The following is a 21,039-nucleotide window of genomic DNA, read 5'->3' as shown; positions in this document are numbered from 1 at the left end:
CCCTGCGATATGGTGGAAGCGTTTGATTCGGCACTGCTACGCGCTGTCGGATGAGGTGAAGGATTTCTATCTTGATCAATGTCGGCTTGGCGAAGCTTGCCTCTCTTATCGCGTTGGCGCTGATGCTGCAGGCGTGTTCCCCTACGACACGGTCGGCGGCCGTCGGCACAGGCTCCACGACCGCAGGGCCGCAGTCGCCTCCCGCCGAGGCTTTGCCTTCCGTCGATGTCTCTGCCGTCGATACTTCGCCTCTCGCCCTTGCCGAGGTGTCGGACGCGAGAGCGTGGCAGGTGGAGGATTGGGATCCGCGAGTCATCTATGACGAGAAACTCGACGGCCAGTTCCAGCTGGCGCGCATCGACCCGGCCAAGGTCAAGCCGCGCAACGTCCGGCAGGTGGTCGACTTCAGGACGAAGGAGCCGCCGGGCACGATCGTCGTCAACACGACACAGCATTCCCTGTTCTTCGTGCTGCCGGACGGAAAAGCCGTCCGCTACGGCATCGGCGTGGGAGCTGCGGGTCTCAGTTTCGAAGGCGAGGCGGTCGTCGAGCACAAGCAGCAGTGGCCACGCTGGATACCGACGAAGGACATGATCAAGCGCAGTCCGGATCATTACGCCAAGTATGCCGACGGCGTAGACGGAGGCCTGGGCAATCCCCTGGGCGCGCGGGCGCTCTACATGTTCCAGAACGGCATCGACACCTATTATCGCATCCATGGGACCAACGATCCGTCCTCGATCGGACGGTCTGTCTCCGCCGGTTGCATTCGCATGTTCAATCAGGACGTCGTCGACCTCTATGAACGGGTTCAGCCCGGCGCGCGCGTTATCGTGACAAGCCACGATGCGCCCGCGCGCGCGGCTTCCCGGCCCGCGCGGACGAAATCCGCTTCGTGAAGCAGAGTGGCAGCGCGCCTCAGCTTGAAGGTCCCGCGCGCTATATGACCGCCTCTTCCATGAAGGGCTCGTCGAGCGGGATACGCTCATAGCGGAACGGCGTCAGATCCAGCGTTTGGAACGCGCCGTCGACGATCAGTTCCGCGACCGCGCGGCCGACAGCGGGCGACTGTTGCAGCCCGTGGCCCGAAAAGCCGTTGGCGAACATGAAGTTTCTCACCTCCGGATGGAAACCCACGATGCCGTTGTGGTCGAGCATGTTGTATTCGTAGTGCCCGGTCCAGCTCTGCATCACGCGCAGGGCCTCGAAATCGGGAATACGGTGCCACAGCGCCGGCCAGATGCGGTCGTCGAACTCCTCATGACGGGTCTCGAAGTCGTCATAGTCGGCGGGTCCGTCGTCGAGCGGGGTATTGCCGGTCAGGAACAGCTCGCCTTCCGGGCGCACGAAAGTGCCGGAGAGATCGATGACATTCGGCATGCGGCCGGGAATGGGCGTGTTGCTGGCGAAGACGAAGCTGTAGCGCTTGTACGGGGCGACGGGGATGGACAAGCCGGCCATGGCGGCGACCTGTTGAGCCCGCGGCCCGGCGGCATTGACGAGGACGCCGCACGAAACGGTCTCGCCGGTCGACAGCCGTGCGGCCGTGACGCGCCCGCCGGTCAGTTCCAGTCCGGTCACGGCATTGTCCACATAAGCGATGCCGCTGGCCCGGGCGGCGCGGCGCAGGCCGTTCAACAGCCCCATGGAATCGAACCATCCCTCGTCGCGCGAACCCCAGGCGCCGCCGCCGAGATCGTCGACGTTGAGCCACGGGAAGAGATCCTTGAGAGGACCGGGTTCGAGAAAGACAGTATGGGCGCCGAGACTGCGCTGCAGTTCAACGCGCTCGCGCGCCGCTTCTATCCCTTCCGGAGAAATGCAGTAAAGATAGCCGTTCTCCCTGAATCCCAGGTCGGGCGCCGGTTCATTCGTGTAGAACGGCGCCATCCTATCCCTGAATCCCTTGATGAATTCGACGCCGAACTGGCTGATCTTCACATTGATGGGGTTCGAATATTGCTGGCGTATCGCGCTGGTCGACAACGCAGTCGAAGAGAACTCATAGCTGCTGTCGCGTTCGACAACGAGGACGGAAGCGCGCGCCCCCAGCTTCTGGCTCAGCCAGTAGGCGGTGGAGGAGCCGATGACGGCGCCGCCGACAATGACGACATCGTAGGAAGTGCGGGACGGGGATTTATAGGAAGGGATGGCCATGGTGGCAGCTTTCAGCGTGAGAAGGATGCAATCAGGTTGTCGGCGCCGCGCGCCAGAAGGCCGAGGTCCGAGCCGACCGCAACCATGGTGAAGCCGTCGCGAAGATAGCGGTCGGCGTCGGCCTTCGCCGGTGCGAGTATCCCGCTTGCCTTGCCGGCGCCGGCCGCCGCCTGCCGGACGGCGGCGATGGCCTGTTGCACATGGTCCGCACCGGGATTGCCCATGGCATCCATATTGGTGGAAAGATCGCCCGGCCCGACGAACAGCACGTCCACGCCATCGACGGCGGCAATCTCGCGGGCATTGGCGACGCCCGTCCTGCATTCAATCTGCACGGCGAGAAGCTGGTTTTCCCGTGCTTTCTGATGATAACCGGCGATGCGGCCGAACTGGTTGGCGCGGTGCCCGACCGAAAAGCCCCGGAAGCCGTCGGGCGCGTAGGTCATGGCCGCGACGATGTCGCGTGCCTGCGCCGCAGTGCGGACGTTGGGAATCATGAGGCTGCGCGCACCGGCATCCATGAACTGCTTGATGAGCACGGGATCGTCGGAGGGAAGCCTCACAGCCGCCTCGCAAGGAAAGGCGGCGATGACCTGAAGCTGCGCCATGACGCTGCGCAAGTCGTTGGGACTATGCTCGCCGTCGACAAGCAGCCACCCCGCGCCGGAGCCGGCCACGATCTCGGTTGCCAGCGTCGATGCCAGAGAACACCACAACCCGATGCAGGGCTTGCCCTCTCGCAAGGTCGCTTTCAGCAAATTGGGACGTTCCTGCAATTTTGGTGTCTCCGTGTCTTGAGGCCGATTGAAATTTGTATGATGTCATATATCATATCTACTGTCTGCTGCAACAGCGGCAGCCGAACGCGGAAAGGACAATCGCTGTGAAAATCGGTTTCATCGGGCTGGGGGTGATGGGGGCGCCGATGGCGCGCAACCTTGCCGCGGCGGGCCACGAGATCGTCACGTCGCTCAATCGTTCGGCGCTGCCTGAAGGTCTGGCGGCAACGGTCGTTCCCGATCCTCGCGAGGTGGCGCGCGCCAGCGAAATCGTCATCACGATGCTGCCCGACACCCCCGATGTGGGGCGTGTGCTTCTCGGCGATAACGGCGTCGTCGGCGGCCTTTCGGCGGGCGCGCTGGTGATCGATATGAGTTCGATCAGCCCGATCGCCACGGCGGATTTTGCCAGGGCCGTGCGGGAAAAAGCGGCGGGATATCTCGACGCCCCTGTCTCGGGCGGGGAGGTGGGCGCCAGGGCCGCCAGCCTCACCATCATGGTCGGCGGCCCCGCTTCCGAGTTCGAGCGTGCCTTGCCGATTTTCGAAGCTCTCGGCAAGAACATCACCCTCGTCGGAGAAAACAATGGCGCGGGACAGATTTGCAAGATCGCCAACCAGATCGTTGTGGCGCTGAACATCGAGGCCGTGGCCGAAGCGCTGGTTTTTGCCAGTAAGGCGGGCTGCGATCCGGCGACGGTGCGCAAGGCGCTGCTGGGCGGTTTCGCAGCCTCGCGCGTGCTCGAAGTCCACGGCCAGCGGATGATCGAGCGCACCTTCGCGCCGGGGTTCCGCGTCCGGTTGCACCAGAAGGACCTTGGTCTTGCGCTGGAAAGCGCGCGTGCGCTCGGCGTGGCGCTGCCCAATACCGCAACCGTGCAGGAACTGTTGAACGCCTGCGCGGCGCGCGGCGCAGGCGATGCCGATCACGCGGCGCTGGTGCAGGCTCTCGAAGTGCTGGCAAACCATCCCGTGGCTGAGACAAGAGGAGTTGCCTGATGCGCGGAACCGGTAAAGCAGATGTTTTCGTGATGCTGGCCCACCCCGTGGGGCACGCGAAAAGTCCCGGCATCTTCAACGAGATTTTCGAGCAACGCGGCCTCGACAGCCTGATGGTTCCTTTGAGTTGCAGGCCGGAGGACTTCGACACATTCTGGGCCGGTATCACCGCCGCCGAGAATGTTCGCGGCGTCATCGTTTCCGTGCCCTACAAGACGGCCGTCTTCCATAAGTGCGGGGCGGCGCATGACAGGGCGGCGCGGGTGAAGAGCGCCAACTCCGTTCGCCGGCAGGCCGACGGGAGCTGGTATGCCGACAATTTCGACGGCGTCGGCTTCATCGACGGTCTCAGGGCCGGCGGGCATCGCATCGAGGGGCAGCGCATTCTTCAGGTCGGCGCAGGTGGCGCGGGTGCATCGCTGGCCTACTGTCTGGCAGAGGCGGGCGCAGGCGATATCCGCCTCCACGACATTGACGAAGGGCGTGCCTCGCAACTTGCGGGCCTTGTCGCCGAAGCGTTTCCCGCCTGCCGCATCGCCGTCGGTCCTGCCGATGCGGCCGGGATGGACATGGCCATCAACGCAACTCCGTCGGGCCTGCGCGCCAGCGATCCACTGCCGTTCGACGTCAGCCGGCTGAGCCCTGAAACGACGGTGGTGGACATCATCATGGAGCCGGCGGAAACCGCGCTCCTGCGCGCGGCGAAGGCGATCGGATGCCCCGTTCAGCCCGGCCGGCCGATGATGGATTTCCAGGTGCAGGCCATGGCTGAATTCTTCAATATAGACCGTGCGAGGCGCAATCATGAATGAAGCACGCACCGTCGTCGTCATCGGCGGCACCTCGGGCATCGGCCGCGCCATTGCCCTCCGCTTCGCGCAGGAAGGGGAGAACATCGTTGTTGCGGGACGGGATGCTGCGCGCGGCAACGAAGTTGCGGCGGAATGCGGGCGGCAGGGTGCGCCGGCCGCGCGGTTCATCGCCGCCGATGTCGCCGATCCGGCCTCCGTCGAGGCGCTCGGCCGCGAGACCGGGGCCGCCTTCGGCATTCCCGACGTGGTGGTGAACTGCGCCGGCATTCTGCAAAGCGGCAAGCGCGTGCTCGATCAGGATCTCGACGAAGACGAGCGCCTGTGGCGCATCAACTATCGCGGCACGCTTCTCGGCTGTCAGATTTTCGGCCGCCTGATGGCGCGCAAGGGCGGGGGCGCCATACTGAACGTGGGTTCGCTGGCCTCCTTCGCGCCCCTGTCGCTGCCGGCCTACACACCCGGAAAGCACGCCGTTCTCGGCCTCACGGGCATTCTCGCCGCCGAGCTTGGTCCGCAAGGCATCCGTGTCAATGCGGTCGCGCCCGGTTATACGCTGTCGGACGGGCTGAAAGCCAGGATCGCCGCCGGAGAGCGCGATCCGGACGCGATACGTGCCACCACGGCGTTACGCCGTTTCGTGGCCCCCGAGGATGTCGCCGAGGCGGCGCTCTTCCTGTGTTCCTGGCGCGCGGCCTCGATTACCGGCGTAACGCTGCCTGTCGATGCCGGCTGGCTGGTTCAGGCGCCTTACGCCCACTACCTGCGCGGCAATCCGATCAGGACTGTTTCCGACCAACAAGGTGATTGAGAAGAGATGACCGAGATCAGACGTTTCGATTTCGACACCCGTATCCATCATGGTGTCATCCACAACGGCACGGTCTATCTGACCGGACAGGTGGCCGCGCCCGGCCAGTCTGCCGCAGGCCAGATGCGGGAGGTTCTTGCCAAGATTGATGCTCTCCTCGCGAAGGCCGGCACGGACAAGACGCGCATTCTGCACGTACAGATGTGGCTTGACGATGTGCGCGATTTCGATGAGGTCAATGTCGTCTGGGACCAATGGATGCCGAAGGAATACGCGCCGGCCCGTTCCTCGGGGCAGGGCCGCATGGCAAAGCCCGGAATGCTGGTGGAACTCATCGTGACCGCGGCCGTATGACGGTTTTTGTGGCCATCGCCCGGATTGGTTCCGCGCATGGCCGCAGCAAGGTGAAGGAAAAACTCGTGGCGAAGCGCAAACCCCTGTCCACCATGGTGGCTGACAGCCTGTCCGAAAAGGTGCGGTCCGGGGCGCTGGCGCCGGGTGCCCAGCTCGCGACGGAGGCGGAACTGGGCGCCGAATACAACGTCAGCCGGACGGTGGTGCGCGAGGCCATCGCGCGACTGCGTTCTGCCGGTCTTGTGATCCCCCGGCAGGGAAAGGGTATCTTCGTCAGCGAGGCGCCGCACCAGCAAGGCTTCATGATCCCGGCCGAGGCGCTCGCGACCCTGCCAGAAACCATTGCTTTGCTTGAGCTTCGTCTCAGCGTCGAGGTCGAATCGGCGGGGCTGTGCGCCCAGCGGCGAACCGATGAGGAAGCCCGCGCCATCCGCAGCCTGATGGAACAGGTGGATGCGCTTCACGAAGATCCCGAACAGGTCCAGATCCACTACGACTACGATTTTCATCTCAAGATCGCCGAATGCACCCGCAATGAGTTCATCTTCGGCTTTCTTGATTACCTTCGCCCGATCATCGCGCCACGCTTTCGGCTCGGCCATATCGTGGCCAGCGAATACAAGGAAGCTTACTACGCGCGCATCCACGCGGAGCACGACAGCATCGTCGCGGCCATTGAACGGCGCGACGCGCCTGCCGCGCGCGAGGCCATGCGCCAGCATCTCCAGAACAGCCTCGAAAGAGTGCGCGCCCTTGCGCTGGCGACGGGCATCAACGCCGATGATGCGACGCAGCCGCAGGCGTCCGGCACACTGTTCGCCGGTCTGAAAATACCGGCGGGGGGATAAGCCGGGCCGCGGCGTCCGCCAGGGCAGCCGGTGCGAGAAGATAGCGAAAGCGACGGTTTCGTTCAGCAACGGAAGCCGCGCCGCGTCATGGCGCGGGCAAAAATGCCGATACCGCAGAAGGTTCCATGCGCGCGGCGGCGGGCACGCCTCTCCGCGGTGGCATGGATGTTGCTCTTGTGCGGGGAGCAACCTGTCCGGAGAGGAAAGTCATTCTTTCCTATTTACCGATTTTCTTGATTTTTTGCCGCCGCGTGAGCCAGCAAACTGAGCATATAAAAATGACAAGGGGAACGAGAAGTGAAAACAGCCTTCGTGACAGGGGCGACGAGCGGCATTGGCCGGGCGATCGCCATCGGTATGGCTCAAGCCGGGTACGGGGTCTACGCCGTCGGTCGAAGCCGGAAAGCCCTTGAAGAACTGCGCGCCACGCAGGGCGGTATTACGCCCATCGCCGTCGATGTTACCGACCGCGAGGCGCTCGAAACCGTCGTGAACGGCCTCGACATCGACGTTCTCGTCAACAACGCCGGCATGATGCCGCCGCTCGGCAACTTCGCCGACATGCAGGTCGCGGATATCGACGCCGCGCTGGAGGTAAACCTGAGCGCGGTCATCCTGCTGACCCGCCTCGTCGTGCCGCAGATGCGCGATCGCGGCAGCGGCCATATCCTGTTCACCGGTTCGGCTGCGGCTCATACCGCTTTTCCCAACATCGCGGTTTATTCCGCCACCAAGGCCGGCATCTCCGGCTTCGCCGCCGCGCTGCGCGCCGACATGTCTCCCCATGGCGTGCGGGTGACGGAGATCGTTCCCGGGCGCGTGGAGACCGCGCTTTACAAGGACATCCTCGACGCCAGGGCGCGCGAGGCGATGTATGCCGCGACCAAGGCGGTACAACCCGATGATATCGCGCACATGGTTCTTGCGGTCCTGAGCCTGCCCGCGTGGGCGGATGTATCCCGTTTCGACATCGTGCCAACCCGTCCGACTTCCCCCAGCGGCACCAAGTGAGGATATGAACGTGAACGGACTTTCAGTTGTAATCGTCGGCGGCGGTTCGGGTCTCGGCGCGCTGCTCGCCCGCATGGCCGTGGAGGCGGGCGCCACTGCGCTCGGCATCATCGATATCAACCGCGACGCCGCGGAGGCCGCGCTGGAAACCGCGCGCGCAAAAGGCCTGCCGGCTGCGGCCGCGAGCGCGGACATTCAGATCGGGCCCCAGTGCCATGAAGCGTTCGCGGCCATCACCGCCGATATCGGGCGCGTCGATACGCTCATCAACTGTGCGGCGATCTATCCCCGCCGGCCGGTCATGGAAATCACCGACGCCGAGTGGGACGCCTCCAACGGCATCAACATCAAGGGCACATATCACATGATGGTCGCCGCGGTCCGGCACATGGCGGCACAGGAGCCGAAGGATCATGTCCGCGGCCGCATCGTTAACCTGACTTCGGTTGATGCGTTCAAGGCCCACCCGCAGAACGCCCATTACGCCGCGACCAAGGCCGCCGTTGTCAGCCTCACGCGCTCCTTCGCGCATCATGTCGCCAGGGATGGCATTCTGGTCAACTCCGTAGCGCCGGCGGGCATGGCTACCGAGCGTGCCCGCGCCCTTGGCTTCCTGGAGGAACTGGCCAAGGCCAGCCCGCTCGGCCGCGGTGCGCAGCCGGCGGAGATAGCCGAATGGGTACTGATGACCGGTGGCCCGAAGAATACGTACATGACCGGCGAGAACGTCATCGTCTCCGGCGGATACATCTATGCCTGACCGCATCCGGTCCCGCTCCGGTCGGGCAGCCCGGATGGCCTTGCATCCAGCGGCGACGGCCTGAACAGAAGGAGGGAATGACGATGAGCGGCAAGCCACGCCTTCCCCCGCTCAACGCCCTGCGGGTCTTCCATGCGGTCGCCCGCCACCGGAGCCTGCGTCAGGCCGCCGACGAGTTGCTGGTGACGCCGCAGGCGGTAGGGCAGCAGATCAAGCTGCTTGAGGATACGCTTCAGGTAACCCTGTTCGAGCGCAGAGGCCGTTCGATCGAGCTGACGGAGTCGGCCATCCTCCTGTCTCACTATGTGGAGGCAGGCTTCAGCGAGTTCGCGGAAGGGGTGCGGCGGGTCACGAAGGCCGCCTATCGCAACCGCATAAACCTCAACGCCAGTCCTTATTTTGCAACTCGCTATCTCCTGCCGCGTCTGTCCTCTTTCCGCGAGATTCTGCCGGGCGCCGACCTGCGTCTGACCACGATGATCGACATACCGGACTTCGGCCGCGACGACATCGATATGGCGGTGCAATGGGGGTATGGCGATTGGGCGGAATACGAGTGCAAACTGCTTGTTCCTGACCCAAAGCTCATCTGTTGTACGCCGCAGATCGGAGCGGAGATTTCCGGGGCTGCCGACCTTATCAAGTTCACGCTGCTCGATACGGTCAAGTCCCTGCGTCTGTGGCCGGATATTCTGCGTTTCCTCGGCAGCGAGCAATCGGACGGGGACCGAAGCGTCAGCTTCGACACTGCCGCCTCGATGCGGCGTGCCACTTTGCAAGGCATCGGGATCGGTCTCCTCTCCTCCGCCGACGCGGAGGAGGACTTGCGCTCCGGCGCGTTGGTCGCGCCGCTCGGGCGCGATGTGCTGGCCGGCATGAACGCCGACGAGGTTCCGGGCTTCTATCTCGTGCTTCCGCGCGGGCATCTGAGGGTGAAGGGCGTTGCCGCGCTTCACCGCTGGCTGGTCCAGCAGGAGTGGAGCGTGTTGTGAAAACTCCGTGATTCCGGAGATCGACGCGGCATTGCTGCCAGCTTCCGGACTGTGTTCGGGCTCGGCTCCGATCACCGATCCGATGACGGGTTTTACCAGAGGAGATCACAATAATGGAGAGGACGATGAAAACACTGAAATTGGGAGCCATGGCGCTTGTACTTGCCATGGGCCAGTTCACGCCCGCCGCCCAGGCAGCCGGCGGAAAGACGCTTGAAACCGTCAAGGGACGCGGCACGCTCCTGTGCACAGGGCACGACGGCTCGTATCTCGGTTTCGCCGAGGTCGACGACAAGGGCAACTGGAGGGGCCTCGACATCGACCTGTGCCGCGCCGTGGCGACCGCGGTGCTGGGCGATCCGTCGAAGGTGACCGTCATCCCGATCAGCTGGGCGCAGCGCTGGCCGGCACTACAGTCTGGCGAGGTCGATCTCGTCATCAAGGCGTCTGGCGCGACACTGAGCCGCGATGCCGAACTCGGCCTCCAGTTCTCGCTGTCGTATTATCTCGGCACCACCAAGATCATGGCGCACAAGGAACTGGGCATCAAGTCGCTCAAGGAGGCCGACGGCGGAACGATCTGCATTCCCGCAGGCACGACCCAGCAGCAGCAGATCGCATCCTACACCGCCAAGCTCGGCATCAAGCTCGAACCGGTTCTGATCGAGAAGACGGAGGAACTGGAGCAGGCCTATTTCTCCGGCCGTTGCGACCTCTACACGCAGTGGGGGCCGGTGCTGGCCATCGCACGCACCGCGAAGGGAAAGGTCGAGGAACACGACATTCTCCCCGATGTTCTGGCGGTGGAGCCGGAGGTCATCGTGTTGCGGCAGGGTGACGACAACTGGGTCGATATCGCCAACTGGACGCTTTCCGCCCTCTGGTTCGCCGAACAGGAGGGCATCACCTCGAAGAATGTCGACGAAATCCGCGCCAACCCGCCAAGCCCCGAAATCGGCAAGTTCCTGGGGGTGACACCGGGCATCGGCACGGGCCTCGGCTTGGGCGATGACTGGGCCTACAACGTTATCAGGAAGGTCGGCAATTACGCCGAGATATTCGACCGCAATCTCGGCGCGGGCTCGCCCTACAGGATGGAACGCGAATTGACGGCGCTGTGGAACGCCGGCGGCGTTCTCTACCCCTACCTGATCGACTGATCGGACCGGCTCCGCCCGGCTCCGGGCGGAGCCGCTTCCACACCCGGAGAAGCCTTCATGTTCGCCCTGCTGCGCAACCAGAAAGTCCGAAATGCGATTCTGCAAGTATTCTTCGTCGGGGCGATAGCCTGCATCGTCATCGGCGGCTGGTTGAACGCGCAGCAGACTCTGGCGCAGCAGCGCATCACCTCCGGCTTCGGCTTCCTGTGGAAGTCGACCGGCTGGGAAGGCAACTTCTCTATCCTGTCTGCAGCTCCGAATGATCCGTACTGGTGGTTTTTCGTCGTCGGAATTGCCAACACGCTTTTTCTGGGCACGGCCGGGTTGATGTCGGCCACGCTGGTCGGCGCGGCGGTCGGGCTGGCGCGGACGTCGTCGAACGAAATGCTTCAGCTTCTGGGGCGGATCTATGTCGATTTCTTCAGAAACATTCCGCTGATCTTGCAGGTTTTCTTCTGGCATGCGTTCGTGACGCATCTGCCGGCGCCGCGTAACGCCCATGACCTGTGGGGCATGAAACTCAGCAGCCGCGGCCTCTACGTTCCTGTGTTCAACGTGGACGGAATCTATCTGCTGGCATCCGCCGTTTGCCTTGTCGCGGCTGTTCTGCTGCCGTTCTGGCTTACCCGGACCCGCAGGATCCCCCGCCCGCCCGAGCAGAGGCGCGGTCTGTGCCTGGTTGCGTCTGTCGGCCTTCTGGCGCTCGCCTCGCTGATTGTCGTCGCGGGTCGTGTTCCGGGGGAGCCATTTCTGAGCGTGCCGCAACTGCAGGGGCTGAATTTGCGCGGCGGCACGCGCATCTCGCCCGAGTTTTCCGCTCTCGTGATTGCGATCACACTCTATGGCGGCGCCTATATCGGCGAGATCGTGCGCGGTGGCTTCAAGGCTGTCGGGCGGGGGCAGGTCGAGGCGGCCGCATCCCTTGGCCTGACGCCGTGGCAGGCATTCAGCCGCATTCGCCTGCCGCTGGCGTTGCGCGCCATGCTGCCGATCCTGGCCAATCAGTACATATGGCTCATCAAGGCAACGACACTGGGTATCGCCATCGGTTTCTCGGATTTCTTCATGATCGTGGCCATCACCATCAACCAGTCCGGCCAGACGCTCGAAGCCATCGGCATTCTGATGGCTGGCTTCCTTCTCATCAATCTGTCTCTGGCCGCGATATTCAATCGCGTCAATAAGGCCATCGCCCTCAAGGGCAACCAGTTGCGGAGCTAACGGATGACGGCTCTTCACCCTGCTGCCGGCTATCGGCTTTCGAGTTTGCGCAAGCGCTTCTTCCGCACGCCGTTGCAGGCCGCCCTGTCGCTCGCCTCGCTGCTGCTGCTCGGCACGCTCGCCTGGAAGGCGTTCGACTGGGCGGTCCTGTCGGCGGTGTTCACGGGTGAGGGCGGACCCGCCGCCTGCAAGGCGGCCGAGGGCGCGTGCTGGTCGGTGATCGCCAATCGCTGGCGCATCATCATGTTCGGCCTCTATCCCTATGAAGAGCAGTGGCGGTCGGCGCTCTCCTGCGTCATCGTCGTCGTGATGATCGTGCTGAGCTGCCTGCCGGCTTGCTGGACCGGCAAGAGGATTGCCGCGATCTGGATACTGGGCGTGGGCCTGTTCTACGGCCTCATGAAGGGTGGCGTCTTCGGCCTGCGCTATGTCGGCGAGGAGGCGTGGGGCGGCCTCGCGCTGACGCTGTTCATCTTCGTTTCCACCTGCGTCATCGGCTTTCCGCTGGCGATCTGCCTGGCGCTCCTGCGCCGGTCCCGGTTGCCCTGGATTTCGCGTGTGACAGGTCTCATCATCGATTCCATCCGCTCGCTGCCGCTGATCTCGATCCTGTTCGCCTTTGCGGTCGTGGTGCCGTTCATGCTGCCGAGCTGGCTTCAGGGCGACAAGCTTTACCGGGTGATCTGGGGAGCGGCGCTGTTCTTCGCGGCCTATCAGGCCGAAATCGTGCGCGGCGGTCTTCAGGGCGTGGCGCGCGGGCAGGAGGAGGCGTCCATGGCGCTCGGCATCGGCTACTGGCACCGCATAAGCCGCATTCTCCTGCCGCAGGCAATGCGCAATGCGCTGCCGGCGACGATCAACCAGTTCGTGATCTCCTTCAAGGAAACGTCGCTGGTCATCGTCGTCGGCTTCTTCGAAATACTGGCCTCCGGCAACGCGGCCTACGGCACCGGCGAATGGACCTTCGCCTATGTGGAGGTCTACGCCTTCATCGCCCTCGTCTACTTCATCTTCGTCTACAGCCTGTCCCGCTACGGCGCCTTCCTGGAGCGGCACATGGCAATCGGCACACGCTAAAGCGTTTTCAAGCAAAATGGATACCGGTTTGCGTGAAAAAGCGCGTAATATCAAAAACTTATAGCATTTCGGCGCTTCAATGAAATGTCGAGATGCTATAGAGGCTCCAGGAAATCACCATGACCCAGACGTTACCGGAAACGCCGGCTGTCCAGATCGAGGCAATGAGCAAGAACTACGGATCGTTCAGGGCCCTGCGCAACATCAACCTGACTGTGCGCAAGGGCGAGAAAGTGGTTGTGTGCGGCCCTTCCGGCTCCGGCAAGTCTACGATGATCCGCTGCATCAACCGGCTTGAGGAGCATGACGAGGGTCGTATCGTCGTGCTCGGCATCGAGTTGAACGACGACGTCGCCCGCATCGACGAGATCCGCCGTGACGTCGGCATGGTGTTTCAGCATTTCAATCTTTTTCCACACATGACGGTGCTCGAAAACTGCGTGCTGGCGCCGATGCTGGTGCGCAAGATTCCGCGCGCGCAGGCCGAAGCCACCGCCATGCGTTATCTGGAGAAGGTACGTATTCCCGAACAGGCTTCGAAGTATCCCGGCCAGCTTTCCGGCGGCCAGCAGCAGCGCGTCGCGATCGCCCGTTCCCTGTGCATGCAGCCGGAAATCCTGCTGTTCGATGAACCGACGTCGGCGCTCGACCCGGAAATGATCAACGAGGTGCTCGACGTCATGGTCTCGCTCGCCTCCGAGGGCATGACGATGATTTGCGTCACGCACGAGATGGGTTTCGCCCGCCGCGTCGCCGACCGCGTCATCTTCATGGATGCGGGCGAGATCGTCGAGGAGGGGAATCCCGAAACCTTTTTCGTCTCACCGGCCAATGAACGCACGAAGAAGTTTCTGTCGCAGGTTCTGAGGCACTGATGCGGTTGATCCGTCTCCCGAAAGAATAACTTTATAATAAGCCGGATTTCTTCATTTCCCTTTGGCGCGCTGACCGTCACATTCGACAGGTCGATCACTCCGGCGATGCCGGCTGAAAGCAAGAGATACATGATGCGGAATGGCGGTCAGCTTGTCGTTGAATGTCTTCCGGCGCTCGGAGCAACGAAAAGCTTCGGTGTCCCCGGCGGGAGCTATCTTGCTGTTATCGATGCGCCGTACGATCGCGCCGGGGAACGCGATCACGTCCTTTGCCATAACGAAGGCCGCGCCATCCGCGCCGCCATGCGGGACAGCGCGTCATGATCCTGTTCATCGGGCCGGCTGGCACCGGCATGAAGGGCCGCAAGGCCCTTCAGGATCGGTTCGACAACCATTCGCCGATCTTCGCCGACGCGGTCCTCGCCGTCGGCGTCCGTCTCGGCAATTCGATATCTCCCCGGAGGCGCTCACGCCGCGCCAGACCCTTTCCCAGATGCGCGCCGCCGCGCTCGCTTCGCTGAAGGCCAAGGAATGACAAGAAGGGCAAACGACATCCGCCTCGGAGCGGACATAGGAGGAACGTTCACGGATATCGCGCTCGACGTCCGTGGCACGATTTATTCGACCAAGGTGCTGACCAGCTACGCCGCGCCCGAACAGGCGATCCTCGACGGCATCGAGGAGGTGGTGAAACAGGCAGGCGTCGCATTCGGCGATCTCGATCTCGTCATTCACGGGACAACGCTCGCCACCAACGCGCTGATCGAGCGGCGCGGCGCGAAGACGGCCTTCATCACCACTGAAGGATTTCGCGACGTCATCGAAATGCGGACGGAAAACCGCTTCGAGCAGTACGACATCAACCTGCGCCTGCCGCCGCCGTTGATCCCGCGGGAACACCGCTACACGGTCGCCGGCCGTATCGGCGCCGACGGGCAGGAGCTTCGGCCGCTGGACGAGGCGGCACTGGAGGAGATCGCCGACAGGATTTCAGCCGAGGGCTTCGGCGCCGTCGCCATCGGTTTCATCCATGCCTACACCAATCCCGCGCATGAGCGGCGGGCAAGGGAAATTCTTGCGCGCAAGCTCGACATTCCGATCTCGATCAGTGCAGAGGTCTCGCCGCAGATGCGCGAGTTCGAGCGGTTCAACACAGTCTGCGCCAATGCCTACGTGCGCCCGCAGATCGGTGAATACCTTCTGCGCCTGCAGGAGCGGCTGAAACAGATGGGCGTGACGGGGCCGGTGTTCATGATCCACTCGGGCGGCGGCCTGATCTCGGTCGAGACGGCATCGCGGTTTCCGGTGCGGCTGGTCGAATCCGGCCCGGCCGGCGGCGCTATCTTCGCCGCAGACATCGCCCGCCGTTTCGGCATTTCGTCCGTTGTTTCCTACGACATGGGCGGCACCACCGCGAAGATCTGCCTCATCGAGGATTTCACGCCCCGCACGGCCCGCACCTTCGAGGTCGCGCGCACATACCGGTTCTGCAAGGGATCGGGCATGCCGATCTCGATCCCCGTCATCGAGATGATCGAGATCGGCGCGGGCGGCGGCTCCATCGCCTGGATCGACGCCATGGGCCGCATCCAGACCGGGCCCGAAAGCGCGGCTTCGGAGCCGGGCCCGGCCTGCTACGGCCGGGGCGGCGAAAGGCCGACCATCACCGACGCCGATCTTGTACTCGGCAAGATCGACCCCGACAACTTCGCCGGCGGCGCTATCAGGCTGGATCGCGGCGCTTCGGAGGCCGCCATCGCGCGCGATATCGGCGACCGCCTTTCGCTCGGCGCACTTTCGGCCGCCTTCGGCATCTGCGAGGTGGTGGACGAGAACATGGCCAATGCCGCGCGCGTTCACGCGGTGGAAAATGGCAAGAATATCTCCGACAACGTCATGATTGCCTTCGGCGGCGCGGCTCCGCTGCATGCGGCGAGACTGTGCGAGAAACTCGACATCGATCGCTGTCTGGTGCCGCGGGGTGCGGGTGTCGGCTCGGCCATCGGCTTCCTCAAGGCGCCGTTCGGCTATGAGGCGCTTGCCTCGCGGCTTGTGCGACTGTCGCGCTTCGACGCCGGCGAGGTCAACACGCTGCTCGACAGCCTGAAGACGACGGCGGAAGGTTTCGTGCGCGCCGGCACGGATCGGAGGATCGCGCGCGATATCACCGCCTTCATGCGCTATGCGGGGCAGGGCTGGGAGATTCCCGTTCCCTTGCCCGACCGTCCCTTCAACGCCCGCGACGCGGCATGGCTGATGGACGAATTTCGCTCCCATTATACCCACTTTTTCGGCCGCGCGATCGATGGCCTCGACGGGCTGGAGATCGAGATCGTCACCTGGTCGGTGAAGGCGCAGGACGAGCAGGAGGTGCCCGTGCACCACGAAATCACGCGCGGCAGCCGCACTGTTTCGTCCGCCGCCGTGCGCGACGTATTCGATCCGGCGACGGCCTCGATGCGAGGCTCGCTCATCATCGAGCGCGCCGATCTGCGGCCCGGCGACCGCGTGCCCGGCCCGGCGGTGATCGTGGAGCGCGAGACCTCCACGGTCGTCACCACCCTGTTCGACGCCGTGTTGCAAAACGACGGCTCCATCCTGCTCGTCCGCAAGGAGATCGTGGCATGAGCGACATCGGCAACATCCGCATGCAGGTGATGTGGAACCGCCTGGTTTCCGTCGTCGAGGAACAGGCGCTGACCCTGCTGCGCACCGCGTTCTCGACCTCGGTGCGTGAATCCGGCGACCTCTCGGCCGGCGTCTTCAACCCGAAGGGCGAGATGCTGGCGCAGGCGGTGACCGGCACGCCCGGCCACGTCAACACCATGGCGGAGGCGGTCGCTCATTTCATGGCCGCGATCCCGCGCGACGACATGTTCGTGGGCGACACCTACGTCACCAACGACCCCTGGCTCGGCACGGGACATCTGCACGACATCACCATGGTGTCGCCGTCGTTCCTCGACGGCAAGCTCGTCGCCTTCTTCGCCTGCACGGCGCATGTGGTCGACGTCGGGGGGCGCGGTTTCGGCGCGGACGGCAAGTCCGTCTACGAGGAGGGCATCCAGATCCCGATCATGAAATTCGCCGAGAAGGGCGTGGTCAATCGCGATCTCGTGCATCTGCTGCGGGTGAATGTGCGCGAGCCGAACCAGGTGGTTGGCGACTTCTATTCGCTTGCGGCATGCAACGACGTCGGCCGCCGCCGGCTGACCGGCATGATGCGCGAGGCAGGCCTGTCTTCCCTCGACGATCTCGGCACGTTCATCTTCTCGCGCACCCGCGAGGCGATGCTGGAGCGGATCGCCAGCCTGCCCAAGGGAAGCTGGTCTAACGAACTGACGACCGACGGCTATGACGAACCGGTGAAACTTGCCGCGACCGTGTCGGTCGGCGAGGGCGGCCTGCATGTCGACTTTTCCGGCACCGATGCGATGAGCCGATGGGGCATCAACGTCCCGATCATCTACAGCAAGGCTTACGCCTGCTATGCGCTCAAATGCGTCGTTGCACCCGACATCCCCAACAATGCGGCCTCGCTGGCCCTGTTCACGGTATCGTCGCCGACCAACATCCTCAACGCCGCGCGTCCGGCGCCGGTGTCCTTGCGTCACGTCATCGGGCACCTGGTGCCGGACCTGATCCTCGGCGCGCTGGCCACGGCGCTTCCTGGCCGGATCCTCGCCGAAGGAGCGGGCGCGCTGTGGAATATCCACCTGTCCGTGCGGCCTGTTGCCGGCGCGGAAGGGCGTCGCGCCGAGGTGCTGATGTTCAATTCCGGCGGCATGGGCGCGCGCCCCGGTCTCGACGGTCTTTCGGCCACGGCCTTCCCGTCCGGCGTTCACACCATGCCGATCGAGGCGACCGAGAACACGGGTCCGATCGTCATCTGGCGCAAGGAGCTGCGGCCTGATTCCGGTGGCGACGGCGAGTTTCGCGGCGGTCTCGGCCAGATCATCGAGATCGAGGCGCTCGCGGGCCACGAGTTCGATTTCTCGGCGATGTTCGACCGCGTCCGCCATCCGGCACGGGGGCGGGCAGGGGGAGTGGATGGCCGTGCAGGCGTCGCGCGGCTTGATGACGGCACGCCGATGCGACCAAAAGGCTGGCAGCACGTGCCGGCCGGCCGCCGGCTCGTGCTCGAATTGCCCGGCGGCGGCGGCTACGGCCCGCCCGAGCGCCGCAGCAGCGAGGCACGCCAGCTCGACCTGACCAGAGGATACGTTTCGGGGAGTTCCACATGAGCTATATTTCATCCCGGCTGTCGGTCGTGAAGCCGTCAGCCTCGATGGTTGCCTCGCAGGCAGCCAGAGCCTTGCGCGCCAAGGGCATCGATGTCATCGACCTCGGCCTCGGCGAGCCGGATTTTCCGACTCCGCCCCATATCATCGAAGCGGCCTTCGCGGCTGCCAGAGCGGGTGAGACGCTCTATACGGCCGCCGCCGGCACACTGGCTGTACGGGAGGCCGTGGCGGCAAAGTTTCGTCGCGAGAACGGGCTGGGTTACAGCGCGGATGACATCGTCGTCGCCAACGGCGCCAAGCAGATCATCTTCAACGCCCTGATGGCCACGCTGGAGCCGGGTGACGAGGTGATCGTGCCGGCGCCCTATTTCGTTTCCTACCCGGAAATGGTGAAGCTTCTCGGCGGTTCGCCCGTGGCGGTGGAGTGCCCGGAGGCCGATGGCTTCCGTCTCACCGCGGAGCGGCTCGAAGCCGCGATAACGCCGCGCACCAAATGGTTGTTCCTCAACACGCCGGGTAACCCCAGCGGCGCGACCTACGCGGAGGAGGACCTGAAGGCGCTCGGCGCGGTCCTTGCGCGGCACCCGCAGGTGCTCGTGCTCTCCGACGAAATCTATGAGCACATCATCTTCGACGGACGCACCTTCGTTTCCTTCGGCCAGGCGTGTCCCGGTCTGAGGGAACGCAGCCTGATCGTCAACGGCGTCGCCAAGTCCTACGCCATGACGGGTTGGCGCGTCGGCTATGCGGCGGGCCCGGCTCCGCTACTCAAGGCCATGTCGACGATCCAGAGCCAGTCCGTCACCTCGGTCTGTTCCATCGCGCAGGCCGCAACCGTCGCGGCCCTCAACGGGCCGCAGGACGGTGTGGCGCGATTCCGCGACGCATTCGAACGGCGCAGGAACCTCGTGGTCGACGGCATCGCCGGCATTGATGGCCTGACGCTCGCAGCACCGGAAGGTGCCTTTTATGCCTACATCGGCTGCGCCGGCCTGATCGGACGCCGGACACCGGACGGCACGGCGCTGGAAGACGACGCCGCGGTGTCGAACTACCTGCTGCACAGGGGCAGGGTTTCGTCGGTGCCGGGCGTGGCATACGGCCTGTCGCCCTATTTCCGCATCTCGACCGCCACCGCCGACGATATTCTGACCGAGGCAGTGGCGCGTATCGGGTCCGCCGTGGAAGAACTGGAGTAAATCGTTATGGCACGTTACGAACGCATTCTTCTCACGGGCGCCGCCGGCCGGCTGGGCACGGAACTGCGCAAGGGTCTGGCGCCGCTCGCCGGCAAGATCAGGCTGGGCGCGCGAAACGCCTTCGATGATCTTGCATCCAACGAGGAACAGGCTGTTTTCGATCTCGCCGACATGGAGGCCACTATCGAGGCGACCCGCGATTGCGATGCGATCGTCCATTTCGGCGGCGCATCGCTGGAATCGCCCTGGCAGACCATTCTCGACGCCAATATCCGCGGCTCTTATCATGTCTACGAAGGTGCGCGGAAACATGGCGCGCGACGTGTCGTCTATGCATCCTCGGTGCATGCCATCGGCTATCACGAGATCGAGGCCCACATCGGCGTCGATGCGCCCGTGCGGCCCGACAGCCTGTACGGAGTGTCGAAGAACTTCGTCGAGAGCCTGAGCCGCCTTTACTGGGACAAGTTCGGCATCGAATCCGTTTGTCTGCGTATCTTCTCGTCCTTCCCCGAACCGGCCGACCGGCGCATGCTCTGGTCCTACCTGTCCTTCGCCGATTGCATCCGGCTGGTCGAGGCGTCGCTGACCGCGCCGCGCGTCGGCCACACCATCTCGTTCGGCCTGTCGGACAACAAGGTGAAGACCGTGGACAACGGCGGCGCCAGCCACCTGGGCTACATTCCGCGGGACAGCTCGGAACCGTTCCGGGCAGCAGTCGAGGCAAGGACGCCCTTGCCCGATCCGAAGGCGGCGGCGGTGAAATATCTGGGGGGCTGGTTCTGCGAACTGGGGCATCCGGACGATGAAAAGCCGAATCCCTGACACCACCGGCGCACCACACCATCCCCCGGGCCGGCTGAGGACGGCCCCGCACGGGGGCTTCGGCGGGAGGATGCCGAAGTTCGTTTATGCAAACCCGCTGCATTGACGGCCGTCAATGCAGGCCGAACTCCTGCAGCAGCGCCTCGCGATAGCGCGTGAACGCCGGGGAACTGCGGTCACGCGGACGGGGCAGATCAATGTCGAGCAGCCGGGGTGCGCGATGCTTCTCCTTCGGCAGAACGAGCACCCGGTCGGCCAGATAAACCGCCTCTTCCAGATCGTGCGTCACCAGCACCATGGTCACCTGTTCCTCGTGCCAGATGCGGGTCAGTTCGTTCTGCATGGTGATTCTGGTCATGGCGTCGAGTGCCCCGAAGGGTTCGTCCAGCAGCAGGATCTCCGGCTGCACCGCCAGTGCGCGGGCAATGCCCACCCGTTGCGCCATGCCCCCGGAGAGCTGGCGCGGGAAGGCATCGGCGAAATCGGTGAGCCCCACGAGAGAAAGGTAGTGCCGCGCCTGCGCCTCGGCCTCCCTGCGCGGCACCTTGCGCGCCCCCTGCCGCAGCTCCAGCCCGAAGGCCACATTGCCGAGCACGTTCACCCAGGGAAGCAGGCGCGGCTCCTGGAAGATCATCGCCCGCTCCGCGCCGACGCCGCTGACCTGACGGCCGCTGACCCGCACATCGCCGGCGTCGGCCGTTTCCAGCCCCGCGAGGATGCGCAGCAGCGTCGTCTTGCCGGAGCCGCTGGCACCGACGATGACCAGGCTCTCCCCGGCGCCGATCGCGACATTCAGGTTGCGTATCACCGGGAAATCGCGGCCGGCAATGCGGAAGGACTTGGAGAGATCCCGGATCGAGACCTCCCCCCGCGTGGAAGCGGGGGAAGAGCCGTTGGCGGAAAGCGCTGCGGCTGTCAT

Annotated in this window: 22 protein-coding genes; 19 read left to right on the top strand and 3 right to left on the bottom strand. The window is 64.2% G+C overall.

Going from position 1 to position 21,039, the window contains the following annotated elements; genetic code table 11:
* The first annotated feature begins 71 nt into the window (after positions 1-71).
* Entirely contained in the window at positions 72-899 is an 828-nt protein-coding gene (locus FHS82_RS14465) for a L,D-transpeptidase (RefSeq protein WP_246225355.1), read from the top strand.
* A gap of 40 nt (positions 900-939) precedes the next feature.
* Here FHS82_RS14465 and FHS82_RS14460 read toward each other — a convergent pair whose 3' ends face one another.
* Both FHS82_RS14460 and FHS82_RS14455 read right to left on the bottom strand, forming a co-directional pair.
* The gene (locus FHS82_RS14460) at positions 940-2,157 is read right to left on the bottom strand and encodes an NAD(P)/FAD-dependent oxidoreductase (protein WP_166954081.1); all 1,218 of its coding nucleotides are present in this window, start codon (positions 2,155-2,157) and stop codon (positions 940-942) included.
* A gap of 11 nt (positions 2,158-2,168) precedes the next feature.
* A complete protein-coding gene (locus tag FHS82_RS14455) occupies positions 2,169-2,933 on the bottom strand; it encodes an HpcH/HpaI aldolase family protein (RefSeq protein ID WP_166954079.1) in 765 nt (254 codons plus the stop codon).
* Between the two features lie 107 nt (positions 2,934-3,040).
* Here FHS82_RS14455 and FHS82_RS14450 point away from each other — a divergent pair, with 107 nt between their 5' ends.
* The 18 genes from FHS82_RS14450 (at position 3,041) to FHS82_RS14370 (ending at position 20,120) form a co-directional block, all read left to right on the top strand.
* A complete protein-coding gene (locus FHS82_RS14450) occupies positions 3,041-3,934 on the top strand; it encodes a 2-hydroxy-3-oxopropionate reductase (RefSeq protein ID WP_166954077.1) in 894 nt (297 codons plus the stop codon).
* Entirely contained in the window at positions 3,934-4,746 is an 813-nt protein-coding gene (locus FHS82_RS14445; RefSeq protein WP_166954075.1) for a shikimate dehydrogenase family protein, read from the top strand. Before FHS82_RS14450 ends, FHS82_RS14445 begins: the two co-directional genes overlap by 1 nt.
* Positions 4,739-5,554, top strand: coding sequence for an SDR family NAD(P)-dependent oxidoreductase (locus FHS82_RS14440; protein ID WP_166954073.1), 816 nt, complete (start codon positions 4,739-4,741; stop codon positions 5,552-5,554). Before FHS82_RS14445 ends, FHS82_RS14440 begins: the two co-directional genes overlap by 8 nt.
* Positions 5,555-5,560: 6 nt before the next feature.
* Positions 5,561-5,908 carry a RidA family protein gene (locus FHS82_RS14435; protein WP_166954071.1) on the top strand — a complete coding sequence of 116 codons (348 nt, stop codon included), beginning with the start codon at positions 5,561-5,563 and terminating at the stop codon, positions 5,906-5,908.
* Positions 5,905-6,756, top strand: a complete 852-nt coding sequence (locus FHS82_RS14430; protein ID WP_208394260.1) for a FadR/GntR family transcriptional regulator — start codon at positions 5,905-5,907, stop codon at positions 6,754-6,756. The genes FHS82_RS14435 and FHS82_RS14430 overlap by 4 nt, the downstream gene beginning before the upstream one ends.
* A 297-nt stretch (positions 6,757-7,053) precedes the next feature.
* Positions 7,054-7,767 carry an SDR family NAD(P)-dependent oxidoreductase gene (locus FHS82_RS14425; protein WP_166954069.1) on the top strand — a complete coding sequence of 238 codons (714 nt, stop codon included), beginning with the start codon at positions 7,054-7,056 and terminating at the stop codon, positions 7,765-7,767.
* A 10-nt stretch (positions 7,768-7,777) separates the two neighbouring features.
* Positions 7,778-8,527 (top strand): SDR family NAD(P)-dependent oxidoreductase, encoded by a 750-nt coding sequence (locus FHS82_RS14420; protein WP_343042587.1) that lies wholly within the window; start codon positions 7,778-7,780, stop codon positions 8,525-8,527.
* Positions 8,528-8,610: 83 nt separating this feature from the next.
* The gene (locus FHS82_RS14415; protein ID WP_166954065.1) at positions 8,611-9,519 is read left to right on the top strand and encodes a LysR substrate-binding domain-containing protein; all 909 of its coding nucleotides are present in this window, start codon (positions 8,611-8,613) and stop codon (positions 9,517-9,519) included.
* Positions 9,520-9,644: 125 nt separating this feature from the next.
* Positions 9,645-10,679 carry an amino acid ABC transporter substrate-binding protein gene (locus FHS82_RS14410; RefSeq protein WP_166954063.1) on the top strand — a complete coding sequence of 345 codons (1,035 nt, stop codon included), beginning with the start codon at positions 9,645-9,647 and terminating at the stop codon, positions 10,677-10,679.
* Positions 10,680-10,736: 57 nt separating this feature from the next.
* Positions 10,737-11,900 carry an amino acid ABC transporter permease gene (locus FHS82_RS14405; RefSeq protein WP_166954061.1) on the top strand — a complete coding sequence of 388 codons (1,164 nt, stop codon included), beginning with the start codon at positions 10,737-10,739 and terminating at the stop codon, positions 11,898-11,900.
* A gap of 3 nt (positions 11,901-11,903) precedes the next feature.
* On the top strand, positions 11,904-12,977 hold the full coding sequence (locus FHS82_RS14400) for an amino acid ABC transporter permease (protein WP_166954059.1): 1,074 nt from the start codon (positions 11,904-11,906) through the stop codon (positions 12,975-12,977).
* 119 nt (positions 12,978-13,096) lie between these two features.
* Positions 13,097-13,852 carry an amino acid ABC transporter ATP-binding protein gene (locus FHS82_RS14395; RefSeq protein ID WP_166954057.1) on the top strand — a complete coding sequence of 252 codons (756 nt, stop codon included), beginning with the start codon at positions 13,097-13,099 and terminating at the stop codon, positions 13,850-13,852.
* 105 nt (positions 13,853-13,957) lie between these two features.
* Positions 13,958-14,176, top strand: a complete 219-nt coding sequence (locus FHS82_RS21180) for a thiamine pyrophosphate-binding protein (RefSeq protein WP_343042585.1) — start codon at positions 13,958-13,960, stop codon at positions 14,174-14,176.
* Positions 14,173-14,373, top strand: coding sequence for a hypothetical protein (locus tag FHS82_RS21175; RefSeq protein WP_246225354.1), 201 nt, complete (start codon positions 14,173-14,175; stop codon positions 14,371-14,373). The genes FHS82_RS21180 and FHS82_RS21175 overlap by 4 nt, the downstream gene beginning before the upstream one ends.
* Before the next feature lie 10 nt (positions 14,374-14,383).
* The gene (locus FHS82_RS14385) at positions 14,384-16,480 is read left to right on the top strand and encodes a hydantoinase/oxoprolinase family protein (RefSeq protein WP_166954055.1); all 2,097 of its coding nucleotides are present in this window, start codon (positions 14,384-14,386) and stop codon (positions 16,478-16,480) included.
* Complete coding sequence (locus FHS82_RS14380) at positions 16,477-18,096, top strand: hydantoinase B/oxoprolinase family protein (protein ID WP_166954053.1); 1,620 nt, start codon at positions 16,477-16,479, stop codon at positions 18,094-18,096. Before FHS82_RS14385 ends, FHS82_RS14380 begins: the two co-directional genes overlap by 4 nt.
* Entirely contained in the window at positions 18,093-19,295 is a 1,203-nt protein-coding gene (locus tag FHS82_RS14375) for a pyridoxal phosphate-dependent aminotransferase (protein WP_166954051.1), read from the top strand. The genes FHS82_RS14380 and FHS82_RS14375 overlap by 4 nt, the downstream gene beginning before the upstream one ends.
* A gap of 6 nt (positions 19,296-19,301) precedes the next feature.
* On the top strand, positions 19,302-20,120 hold the full coding sequence (locus FHS82_RS14370) for an NAD-dependent epimerase/dehydratase family protein (RefSeq protein WP_166954049.1): 819 nt from the start codon (positions 19,302-19,304) through the stop codon (positions 20,118-20,120).
* Positions 20,121-20,232: 112 nt separating this feature from the next.
* Here FHS82_RS14370 and FHS82_RS14365 read toward each other — a convergent pair whose 3' ends face one another.
* Positions 20,233-21,039, bottom strand: coding sequence for an ABC transporter ATP-binding protein (locus tag FHS82_RS14365; RefSeq protein ID WP_166954047.1), 807 nt, complete (start codon positions 21,037-21,039; stop codon positions 20,233-20,235).

The organism is Pseudochelatococcus lubricantis, from assembly GCF_011762225.1.
Classification (GTDB): Bacteria; Pseudomonadota; Alphaproteobacteria; order Rhizobiales; family Beijerinckiaceae; genus Pseudochelatococcus; species Pseudochelatococcus lubricantis.
The sequence above is the reverse complement of the archived record's forward strand: the minus strand, read 5'-3'. Positions and strand labels throughout refer to the sequence as shown.